8 protein-coding genes and 1 pseudogene are annotated in these 11,333 nt (G+C 54.9%); 5 read left to right on the top strand and 4 right to left on the bottom strand.

All coding sequences use genetic code 11. The features are described 5' to 3' along the window. On the top strand, window positions 1–183 hold a 183-nt coding region (locus RRU01S_RS24250; protein WP_045232804.1), incomplete at its 5' end, for an integrase core domain-containing protein. 46 nt (window positions 184–229) lie between these two features. Here RRU01S_RS24250 and RRU01S_RS24245 read toward each other — a convergent pair. Continuing rightward, on the bottom strand, window positions 230–976 hold the full coding sequence (locus RRU01S_RS24245) for a bestrophin-like domain (protein ID WP_173999986.1): 747 nt from the start codon (window positions 974–976) through the stop codon (window positions 230–232). Between the two features lie 957 nt (window positions 977–1,933). Here RRU01S_RS24245 and RRU01S_RS24240 point away from each other — a divergent pair. From RRU01S_RS24240 to RRU01S_RS24230, 3 genes are all read left to right on the top strand, one after another. Continuing rightward, window positions 1,934–3,313 carry a GntP family permease gene (locus RRU01S_RS24240; protein WP_174447700.1) on the top strand — a complete coding sequence of 460 codons (1,380 nt, stop codon included), beginning with the start codon at window positions 1,934–1,936 and terminating at the stop codon, window positions 3,311–3,313. Between the two features lie 137 nt (window positions 3,314–3,450). After that, window positions 3,451–4,254: a potassium channel family protein gene (locus RRU01S_RS24235; protein ID WP_045232802.1), complete on the top strand. Its 804-nt coding sequence runs from the start codon at window positions 3,451–3,453 to the stop codon at window positions 4,252–4,254. Between the two features lie 119 nt (window positions 4,255–4,373). Then, on the top strand, window positions 4,374–5,651 hold the full coding sequence (locus RRU01S_RS24230; RefSeq protein WP_045232801.1) for a DUF2254 domain-containing protein: 1,278 nt from the start codon (window positions 4,374–4,376) through the stop codon (window positions 5,649–5,651). A 29-nt stretch (window positions 5,652–5,680) separates the two neighbouring features. On the opposite strand, the gene nhaA is transcribed toward RRU01S_RS24230, so the two are convergent. Beyond that, complete coding sequence (nhaA, locus tag RRU01S_RS24225; protein ID WP_045232800.1) at window positions 5,681–6,886, bottom strand: Na+/H+ antiporter NhaA; 1,206 nt, start codon at window positions 6,884–6,886, stop codon at window positions 5,681–5,683. Between the two features lie 282 nt (window positions 6,887–7,168). On the opposite strand from nhaA, the gene RRU01S_RS24220 reads away from it, so the two are divergent. Next, on the top strand, window positions 7,169–8,128 hold the full coding sequence (locus RRU01S_RS24220; RefSeq protein WP_045232799.1) for a bile acid:sodium symporter family protein: 960 nt from the start codon (window positions 7,169–7,171) through the stop codon (window positions 8,126–8,128). A gap of 359 nt (window positions 8,129–8,487) precedes the next feature. Here RRU01S_RS24220 and RRU01S_RS24215 read toward each other — a convergent pair. Then, window positions 8,488–9,992, bottom strand: a pseudogene (locus RRU01S_RS24215) (methyl-accepting chemotaxis protein); the annotation flags it as partial. A 304-nt stretch (window positions 9,993–10,296) separates the two neighbouring features. Continuing rightward, window positions 10,297–11,316, bottom strand: a complete 1,020-nt coding sequence (locus RRU01S_RS24210) for a PAS domain-containing sensor histidine kinase (RefSeq protein WP_052816274.1) — start codon at window positions 11,314–11,316, stop codon at window positions 10,297–10,299. Between the last annotated feature and the right edge of the window lie 17 nt (window positions 11,317–11,333).

The raw sequence follows: 11,333 nt of genomic DNA, 5'->3' as shown, positions 1-11,333 counted from the left end.
GATTACAACCATTTCCGGCCGCACTCATCGCTCGGATACAAAACCCCGGCAGACTTTGCCGAGACCATCGCCGCAACCGGCTCCAACGCTGCGCAAGATGAAAGCTTCGCGTTTCCGCCGGTTGCTCACACCGCGCCATTTGGCGTATCAAAAACTGCCGAGGCTCTAGTCGCCGCCGGATGAAAGTTCAGTGGCAGGTCAGGTCGTCACAAACTCGTTGCCTCAATTGTCACAACGTCAGTTCAGCCAACGCACGTCTCAGCGGGTGGTCCGAAACTTGGATCGCACCGTGGAAGGGAATATCCATATCAAGAACGAGATAAAACGCGCAGGAGATCAAGGCAGCACCGACAACGAAAGATGTGACAACCACTGCATTTGCGGGTGCGCGGTAACCAAAGCTCCCAAAGATCAAGGTTAGCCACGCGACAAGTAGCGCGATTAGCGGTCTCGGTATCGCACCTTCGGCGTTTTCGACGATGCTCCATCTTTGCTCTACCAGGCGATGATACTGTTGCCGGATGTCGAGGAGTAAATCTCTATGGTATTCGTCACTTGGCTGGATAGTCAGGAGAGCGTTTCCCACGGCATCAATTGCTGTGCCAGCGTAGTCCGGCTTGGTCATGTCTGCTCGGGCGGGATTTGCGATGGCATACTCTAGATATTCCCGAAGCCGGTCACGCGTTTCTTTGCCAGCGATGCCGTACGTTTTCAAAGATCGATCCAGCAATATGATGTTAGTCGAAAACGCGTGGACACTCGTATCGATGCTTTCGTAAGTATTTTTCGCCGAGTTGATCATCAAACCGAATACCAGCGACGCCATCACAACGAATATGTTCGCTACCAACCGAACGACCGCACTTGTTTCGTCATCGCGGTGACGAACAGCCATCTTGGGCGATACGAAAACCGCTCCGATCGACGAAACGCACAAGCAGCAAAAAATTAAAGCGGCGATGAATGTCTCGCTCATGATGGCCCCCACGCCATGATCGACCGTCGTAATTCGTTGCACAGCTTAAAAAAGGTGGTCACGCGAAAGGATAAGGCGTCTGGCGAATTCCTGTATGTCAAACCACTCTGTATAGGTTCCACTAACGACTGCAAAGCCGCAGAACCCGGTTTTTCACCCGACTAGGTTTCTTGACGAAGTGTCGTAGACCATAGTTTCTCCACGGAGTCAGCAGCCTCCCCCCGTTTGACACGTTCCATCCATACAACGGTCTGCAGATACAGCGGTTTCGGCGATTTCAGTGAGGCGCGGGGTGACCACGGTTTCTTGGCGGATCCGATAAGGAATGACGGACAGATGTCGGATCGCACTCCCTCGCGCCTGCCGGTAACACGACCGAAACGACCAGTTTCGGCAGCTTTGCCAAAACAAGTCGACGCGTGCGCCGATCCCTCGGCAATTCCTGTTTCAGTTTCCGAGAGTTGCCATTTTCATTGCGAAACAAACTTTTCAGTAGCCAATGCCGCCATACAAAAGCGCCGAACCATCTACCTTTAGGGGATCTAGTCTGGACGGGTCGACTTCGTCCAGCACACGGATATCGAATGCAGTCCCATTCAAGTTCTTTCTGCTCACCTCAAATAGCTTTGAACCGCTCCCATTCCCGACGGGTCCGATTGCCTATCTTCCTGGGGACCTTGGGTCTGTTTCTCGTCCGGGTCTCGAAAAAACTTTCAGACGATAGCTGCCGTCCTGATCTCAACAGCGATGCTTGCTTGTACGCATTTTCTACCGCGCTCGATGTGCCTAGCGGCGCACCACGCTCTGGATTGTTACTGATAAACGATCGAACCGGGTTGAAGCTGATCGGCGCCTTCCTCATAGAGGTTCAATCTGCATCTCTGCGAGCTCAAACGATGTGTCTAGAAACGTGTTTGGGCATGGAAGAGCGAATTTAAAATTTAAAGGAGTATTCATTTGCCGGAATTTGAACAGACACTGTCTGCGGGTACCTTGATTTCCATAGCAGTGGGCGCGGTGGCGCTTTTGTTGCTGCTTATCATTCAATTTCGTGTTCACGCCTTCGTGGCGCTCATACTCGTCAGTTTTCTGACCGCGCTTGTGACTGGCATTCCGACCGCAAATATCATGAACACGCTCACGACTGCCTTTGGTTCTACGCTGGGCGGTGTGGCCCTTCTCGTTGGGCTCGGTGCCATGCTGGGTCGTTTGTTGGAGGTATCTGGCGGTGCGCAGGCACTGGCCGATGACCTTATTCGGTGTTTTGGAGAACAACGCGCGCCAATGGCTTTGGGAATTGCGTCGCTGTTTTTCGGCTTTCCGATCTTTTTCGACGCGGGGCTCGTCGTCATGCTTCCGGTGATGTTCACAGTGGGTCGCCGTCTGGGTGGCAGCCTGCTGCTCTACGGCATACCTGTCGCAACTGCGTTTTCCTGCATGCACGTTTTTGTCCCGCCGCATCCAGGTCCAGTTGCAGCATCAGAGTTACTGGGTGCTGATGTCGGCCTGTTGATCATCGTCGGCTTGATCGTTGCCATCCCAACTTGGATCTTTGCGGGCCATTTTTTCGGTCAATGGATCGGGAACCGCATCTTTTTGCCTATTCCTGAAAATGTGACGGACGAAAAAGCGGTTGACGACGACGTGTCCTTGCCAAGCTCCGGCCTCGTCGTGGCGCTTTTGCTTCTGCCTTTGTTGTTGATCTTCATGAACACCGGGCTGGATTTTGCCCGCGCCCAAGAATGGGTGAACAAGGATGCCGGCTGGTTCCAACTCCTGCGCGCCATAGGCTCGACGCCGATTGCGCTTCTGATTTCGGTTTTGGTTGCCGCCGTCGTGCTTGGTCCAATGCGCGGCCGAGATCCCCTCAAAGTGGAACGCATTGTTGACTCCGCCCTGGGTCCAGTCTGCTCGGTCATTTTGATCACCGGGGCCGGTGGTATGTTCGGCGGTGTCCTTCGCGCATCTGGCATTGGCAACGCGCTGTCTAGCGCACTAGCCGACATTGGTATGCCCGTGTTTGTCGCGGGCTTTCTGATCGCTACGGCGCTACGCGTCGCACAGGGGTCCGCCACCGTTGCCCTCATCGCGGCTGCCGGACTTATTCAACCGGCAGTCCAAGCTGCTGGTTACCAAGGCGTGGAGCTGGCGGCCATCGTAATCGCAGTTGCATCGGGCTCGGTCATGCTGTCCCATGTCAACGATTCCGGCTTCTGGCTTGTTGGCCGTTTCTTCAACATGGACATCAAAACCACGTTCAAGACCTGGACCGTCATGCAGACGCTGGTGGGTCTCCTCGGCTTTGCTCTGTCAGGACTGATCTTCACCCTGGCTTGAAACGGGGTTGAAATAAATGACGACCACTGATCTCCGGGCGTGCGTCAGATTGGTGGTCGTCTCACACTCGGATCAGTTCGATTTAGGGAGTAGCGCTTGACGTTGACCTGGTGGTGGCGGACCTTTATCCGTTAAGAATGATACCAGACGTCGAAGCCAAAAGCCGCTTATCAGGGCGGATCGAGCAGCTGCAGAGCAAGCTGCGCCGTATTGAAAGCGGACGCGACACATGGGCTTTGCGCTGGCAGGCGGTACTCGCCGTGATCGATGTCAGCATCATTGCATTCTTTATTTTCGGGCCTTTTCTGCGCAGTGGCCCGTCATATCTGATTATCGATTACCTCATCGCGATCTGGATTCTCACTGAACTGCTTGCGCGAGCCTTCGCAGCCGGCTCAATCATGGCATTCCTGAAGCGACCGTTGACATGGATCGACCTGATCATATTGGCGACGCTTCTGTTTCCCGATGCGTTGTTCAATTTCGCATTTTTGCGGGCGATGAGACTGTGGGCAGTCGGCGCGAGCCCACTCTTTGCCTTCGTTCTCAAGCGGCTGGGTTGTCATCGCTACAGGGACGTCGCTCGCGCGTCGCTGAACTTCTTCGTCTTCCTGTTCATGGTGACCGGGTTCGTCTACACCACGTTTTTCTATCACCAGAGCGGTCTCGTCGGTTTTATCGACGCGCTTTACTTTACAGTCGCAACGATGACCACGACAGGGTTCGGCGACATCACCTTGCCGGGGCCCTTGGGAAAATTAACGTCCGTCGTTACGATGATCGTTGGCATCTCGCTGTTCGTCAGGTTGGCACAATCGATCGTTCGACCTTACAAAGTTATGTATCCTTGCGAACAATGCGGTCTCCAGAGGCACGAAGTTGACGCGGTCCACTGCAAGGCTTGTGGTCATTTGCTGAACATCCCAAACGACAATGATTGACCATGGGATTGCATTAGCTTTTTGGTGAGCCGGTGCGCCACTGGTGCGTTAGCGGCTCCGATCAACGAAGCGCCAATTCTGCCAGTTCGGGCGGATCATTTTTGAAATATGGAAGTCGAATGACATCACGTTGGGCCTGGTTCTTTGCAAAGGTTGCGCGCCGCATCTGGTTTCGGGCGACCCTGTTTTCGATACTTGCCGTTGCCACTGCTCTCATCGCGATCGTGATCAGTCCTTATATTCCAAGCGACCTGCCGACCAAAATCGGCGCTGACGCCGTCGACAACATCCTCGGCATCATTGCGTCGAGCATGCTGACGGTGACGACATTCTCCCTCAGTACCATGGTCTCCGCTTATTCGGCGGCAACCAGCAATGTGACACCGCGCGCGACAAAACTTGTGATGGAAGACAGCACCACGCAAAATGTTCTGGCAACATTTGTCGGCTCGTTCCTGTTTAGCCTCGTCGGCATCATTGCGCTGAGCACCGGCGCTTATGGTGATCGCGGACGGGTTGTCCTGTTTGTCGTGACCATCGCGGTAATTGTTCTGATCGTCGTCACACTGCTGCGATGGATCGATCATCTCTCACGATTGGGCCGCGTGACAGAGACGACGGAGCGGGTTGAGACAGTGACCGTTGACGCGATGCGCGCCCGACGTCAGAGCCCATATCTCGGCGGCAAAAAGCTGACTGATGAAAAGGATATTCCAGTATCTGCCACTGATGTGTTCATCGACAGGATTGGGTACATTCAACATATCGATACCCGCGCAATGTCCAAGATCGCCACAGATGCAAAGGCGCGCATTTTCGTGCGCTTGATCCCAGGGCAATTGGTCGATCCTAAAAGTGCGGTGGCGTCTATCGATCGTGTTGCAGAGGACAATATTGCAGACGTTATGGCCTCGATCAGAACATGCTTTTCCGTTGAGGATACCCGATCGTTCGATCAGGACCCACGATTTGGCGCATCAGTCCTTGCCGAGATTGCATCCCGTGCCTTGTCCCCTGCGATCAATGATCCCGGTACTGCAATCGATGTCATTGCCCGTGCGCTGCGCGTACTGGCGGTATGGGACGCGCCCGTAGAGGCATCAGAGCAAGATGCCGTCCCATTTTCGAATGTCTACGTCCCAGCCACGCAGCTCAATGATATTTTCGACGACCTGTTCACACCGATCGCTCGCGACGGCGCAGCCATTGTCGAAGTCGGTCTTCGTCTCCAGAAAGCATTTGGAATTTTGGCACAGTTCGACGCGCCCGGCTTTCGAGACAATGCCATCCGACATTCGTCGGAGGCACTATCCCGATCCGAGCTCGCCTTGAGCCTGGAAAGCGACAGACAACGCGTGAGAGCCGCTGCAGAGACTGTATCCAGCGGGTCAATCTGACTTGCCTCCGCCGGAATTGTCGAGAACGATCAGCGCGGCTTGGACGCTATCGCAACACGCCGCCGACCAGCCACGGACAACACGACGGCACCCAGAACCCCCGAGACCACCGAGCCCGCGAGGATGCCAATTTTGACGCGATCCTGAACACCTGGATCGTCGAATGCCAGAAGTCCGATAAACAGGCTCATCGTAAAGCCGATACCGCAGAGAAGGGCGGTACCCGCGACCTGACCCCAGCTTGCCTGGGCCGGAAGATCGGCGACGCCGAGTTTCACCAGGAGTGCCACCGTGCCAAGGACTCCCACCAGCTTGCCGAGTAACAGACCGGCGGCAATCCCCATCGTCAGGTGTTCGGAAAAGACAGACATGGAGATACCGGCAAAGGAAACGCCCGCATTGGCAAATCCGAAGATTGGCACGATGACAAAGGCAACCGGTTTGTGGATCAGGTGCTCCAGCTTGTGAAGCGGAGATTCGTGGTGCGCTGCCTCAGGAGTGCCAGGTGTCTGCTTGAGAGGGATCGTGAGTGCCAGAATAACACCAGCCAATGTCGCATGAACACCGGACGCGAAGACGAATACCCAGAGAACCGTGCCGAGCACGAGGTAGGGCCAAAGCGTTCTTACACCCATCCGGTTGAAGATGATGAGGTTGCCAATCACGATGCCAGCGCCAGCAAGGGCCAACATATTGAGGTCGGCGGTATAGAAGATCGCGATGACGATCACGGCACCGAGATCATCGATGATAGCCAGCGCTGCCAGAAATATCTTGAGAGAAGCGGGAACGCGGTTTCCGAGCAGCGAGAGCACACCCAGCGCAAACGCGATGTCTGTCGCGGTCGGTATTGCCCACCCGCGCAACGCTACCGGATCGTTCCAGTTGAAATACACATAAAAGAGCGCGGGTAAAATCATGCCGCCGGCTGCCGCTGCTCCGGGAAGAATGCGTCGGCTCCAGGTCGATAGCTGGCCATCGAGCATCTCACGTTTGATCTCGAGCCCGACGAGCAGAAAAAATACGGCCATCAACGCATCGTTGATCCAGTGTTGCAGGCTGAGTGGACCGATGTAGAGGTGGAGAAGGTCGAAATAGGTTTGCGCCAGCGGTGAGTTGGCGGTGATGATCGCCAAAGCAGCGACCACCATGAGAACGATGCCGCCGGATGCCTCGTTGTCGAGAAAATGGCGGAGAGTAGATTGGATGCGACCGGGTCTTAGCTCTGAAGACATGGGTTCTCGCTCCCTTGTGAGAGGTTGATCGAAGTCTCCGTCGATTTCGGGAAGTGCCCGTGGCGCACGCAGCACGCGCCAAGGGTGCTAAGCTACGAAAAATGAAACCCGATTTCCACTAAAATCGTCGTGTTTAGGCAGATAATTTGGCGGTCTTTTAGAAATTATGCGCTGTGTGACGCCTAAGTCCGTAGGGCAGGGCCTATCGAGACGAAGCGCGCCTTGACACCGAAGCTGTGACAACTAGACGTCAGATTGAATTCGGGGTTTAGGAGCGACAACGTGAAATCATTGGCGGCGATATCGACTTTAGTAGGCAAAACCTTTGCCATTTGGGTCATTCTGTTTGCGGTTCTTGGTTACTTTTTCCCAGATACGTTCAAACAGATTGCACCCTGGATCGTCACGCTCCTGTCGATCATCATGTTCGGCATGGGTCTGACCCTGTCGGTCGATGATTTTCGCGAGGTTGTGAAGCGTCCCGTTGATGTCACCATCGGCGTGCTGGGTCAGTTTCTGATCATGCCGTTGCTGGCGGTGGTGCTGACACAGCTTATCCCCATGCCGCCGGAAGTCGCGGCAGGCGTCATTCTTGTCGGTTGCTGCCCGGGTGGCACTTCGTCCAATGTCATGACCTTTCTGTCCAAGGGTGATGTTGCGCTTTCCGTTGCCTGCACTTCGGTCACGACGCTTGCAGCGCCACTTGTGACACCTTTCCTGGTCTGGATGTTTGCCAGCCAGTTCCTGCCGGTCGATGGTTGGGCAATGTTCTTGAGCATCGTCAAGGTCGTGCTTGTGCCATTGGCACTGGGTGCCGCCCTGCAAAAGGTGCTTCCTGGTGTCGTCAAGGCCGCGGTTCCCGCGCTGCCTTTGGTGAGCGTCATCGGCATCGTGTTGATCGTCTCAGCCGTGGTTGGGGCTTCGAAGGGCGCCATTGCCCAGTCCGGCCTGATGATTTTTGCTGTGGTGGTCCTGCACAATGGTCTTGGCTACCTACTGGGATATTTTGCAGCCAAGGCAACAGGCCTGTCTCTCGCCAAACGAAAAGCGATCGCCATTGAGGTTGGAATGCAGAACTCCGGTCTCGGTGCGGCACTCGCAACTGCATATTTCTCGCCTCTTGCGGCGGTTCCAAGTGCTATCTTCAGCGTGTGGCACAACATTTCCGGTGCGCTTCTGGCGAATTGGTTTTGGGGCCGAAGCGATGAGGGCATCGCCAGGGATACAGTCCGTCGTGCATAGCTGATATCGGTCTGGGACCATTGGCCAGCGGAACCAGATTGCTTTCGCTGTCCTGTTTGACGCGGCATTTCACCCCACCATCGGCCTCGAACGGTAACCCAACCATAATTTTAAAGCCCGACGGCTAACCAATGCCTCATAGATTGGGAACCGGGGTGGAGCGACGCCGAAACGGCCGAATCCAAATGCCCATTTATCATGGTGGCCTTCGAGCGCTGTGCTGATCCCGGCTTGGTCAAAATGAATAATTCAAGATCAAGGAATTGGTGCCAAGGAATTTGTGGCACCAATTCCGGGTTTCACTAACCCGTCATTCAAGCGGCCCACTGTCCCCGCAGATCGCTGTCCGAGCCTTGTCCACCACGCAAGTCGAACTGTGCCAGTAACTGGTTGAGCGCAGCAGCTTCTCGCGCAAGGCTGTGGCTCGCCGCAGTCGACTGCTCGACCATGGCTGCATTCTGCTGAGTTCCCTGGTCCATCACGTTAACAGCGGTGTTGATCTCCTGCAGTCCCGTTGATTGTTCGCGGGAGGACTCGACGATCGCATTGACATGATTGCTTATTTCCCGGACCTCGTCGACAATGGTGTCAAGTGAGTTTCCTGTCTGCTTCACCAGGCTGACCCCAGTCTGAACCTGCGAACCAGAAGCCGCGATCAGGGTCTTGATTTCCTTTGCGGCTGTCGCTGAACGTTGCGCGAGTTCGCGAACTTCCTGCGCAACAACTGCAAACCCTTTGCCTGCCTCACCGGCACGAGCAGCTTCAACACCAGCATTCAAGGCTAGCAGGTTAGTTTGAAACGCGATCTCATCGATAACTGAGATGATGTTGCCCATTTCACCCGCGGATTTCTCAATAGCCACCATGGCCTGTACCGCGTCTTGCATCAACTCGCCTGAGCGTTCGACACCGCTTCGCGCTTTCTCAACCAGCTTGCCTGCATCGTCAGCGCGTTTGGCTGAATCCCTTACGGTCGTGGTGATCTGTTCCAACGCCGCAGCCGTCTCCTCGACAGATGCAGCCTGCTGTTCTGTACGCCTCGACAGGTCGTCAGCGGCAGATCTGATTTCATTTGCACCAGCATCGATGCCAGCCGCATTCTGTCCAACGGATTTCAAAACCGAATGGAGCTTTTCGACCGATCCGTTGAAATTCGAACGAAGTTCGTCGAGCGTGCCTGTGAACGGAGTCCGGATCCGGTGAGAGACATTCCCGTCGGCAAGAGCTTCCAGACCACCGCGCAGTGCGTCGACGGCGAACTTTGTGTTCGCTGCATCTTCCGCTTTCTGTTTTTCCCGTTCCAGTCTCTCGCTTTCAGACAAGGCACGGTCAGCATCCGTCTGTTTTTCAAGACGATCTTTTTCAATTGCATTGTCGCGAAAGACCGCGACTGCTGACGCCATGCTGCCGAGCTCATCACGTCGATCGGCACCTGGAACGACCTCATCGACCTTTCCAGAAGCAAGAGACATCATGCGTGAACGCAGACGCTCGATCGGAGACGTGATTTCGCGTTTCGTAACAAACACGGCCAAGAAAAGCGTAAGCGAAAAAATCCCGGCGAGGGTGAGAAGGGTGTACAGGATGGTGTCGTTCGTCTTATCGGAGAGTTCTGCGGATCTAGTCCTGATGCCGTCGCTGGCGCTATTGATCCACGTTCTCATCTCACCGCAACCAAGCGCTGGCTGGCGATCGCCATATCGATCTCCGCATTGCCGTCATTGGCGATGAAGTCGGAGTACTCAGTGTCGGCGGATTTAAAGTTGCTTGAGACATAGAGAGCCCCTCCAATGCCGATCAGGCATGTGGGAAGGACCAGAGACAGGACTTTCGTCCTGATCCGGAGGTTTTGCATGAGAGACATGGGAACACTTCCATGAACAGAGGTGGGAAACGCAAAAAAGGGGTGAACATCATCGTTCGCGTTTCAGAGCGGCTTCTGCCGTTCGCGCCTCTACCCCAAGATTATAGGCGATAATATTTGCTCAAAACATTAAAGTGTTGTTAAGCTTATTTTGGGTTGGAATAGCTGCTTTGGATTGCTTTTAACGCAACTCTAAATAAGCCTTTTGCGCTATATGCTATCAAATGGTCGGTTTTAACGCGCTGTTTCGGGCAGCGCCCCAGTCCAATAGTCTGTCTGAGGCGAAATCTCATAATCAAGAGAGCTATTTCCCCACGACAATCTTGCCGTGGAGCTCGAATCGAACACCGCCAGGATCGTATAACGTTCTGCCTTCGCCCTCGTAATAAGCGGCCACGATCTTGTTTGTCAGTCGAGATCCGAAGCCCGCCCGCGTGGGAACCACTACAGGAGGACCACCCATTTCTTGCCACACAAACAAAAACCTGGCGTTTTTGTCGATTGCCCAGGAAATAGCAATTTCGCCCGTGTCGTTCGACAAAGCACCGTATTTGACAGCGTTGGTCGCGAGTTCGTAAACCGCTAGCGACAAACCAACGGCCTGCTGCGACGAGACGCGAATGTCTGGACCGGTTATGACTGCCCTGTCAGGACGATCGAGGTGCGCCGCCAGTGCGGCTTCAACGATAGCGTGGATAGGCGTGTCCTCAGAAGATCCATGCAAGAGCTCTTGCGCGCTGGCAAGCGCCGCAATGCGGTTGCCGACCGTGGTCCGGGCTTCCTCGAGGGTGACGGCTTGACGCAGCGTTGAGGAAACGACGGCGGCGGCAACGGAGAGTGTGTTCTTGACGCGATGAACCATTTCCATCTGCAAGGCTTCTTGCTTCCGGCGACCGAATACCGCAGGCGTGGCGTCCAGAGCAACGTTCACCATGCCCATGACCCTGCCTCTCTCGTAAAGTGGGCTGTAGGAAAATGTCCAATAGGTCTCCTCAGCGTAACCGTTCCGCATCAGGGTCAGTGGAAGTTCTTCTGCCCAGGTGCCTTGTCCCGACATGGCCTGGTCGACGAAAGGTTTGATATCATCCCACACGTCCGACCATATCTCGCTTGCGGGCTGGCCAAGTGCTCCTGCTTCTTTCGCCCCAAGCAATGGCGAATAGGCGTCGTTATACAGCAGGTCTAACTGGTCGCCCCAGAACATGCAGATTGCCTGTTTCTGCCCAAGCATTAGTTTGACAGTTGTGAGAAGCGCCTCGGACCACGAGGAGATTGGTCCAAGGGATGTTGGGGACCAGTCGAAATCCGCGATGAGTTTACCCATGCGACCATCCCCGAAAG

Origin of the sequence: Agrobacterium rubi TR3 = NBRC 13261, assembly GCF_000739935.1 — a bacterium.
In the GTDB taxonomy this organism is placed as follows: Bacteria; Pseudomonadota; Alphaproteobacteria; order Rhizobiales; family Rhizobiaceae; genus Agrobacterium; species Agrobacterium rubi.
Note: the sequence above shows the minus strand (reverse complement) of the source record. Positions and strands in the feature narration are given on the sequence as shown.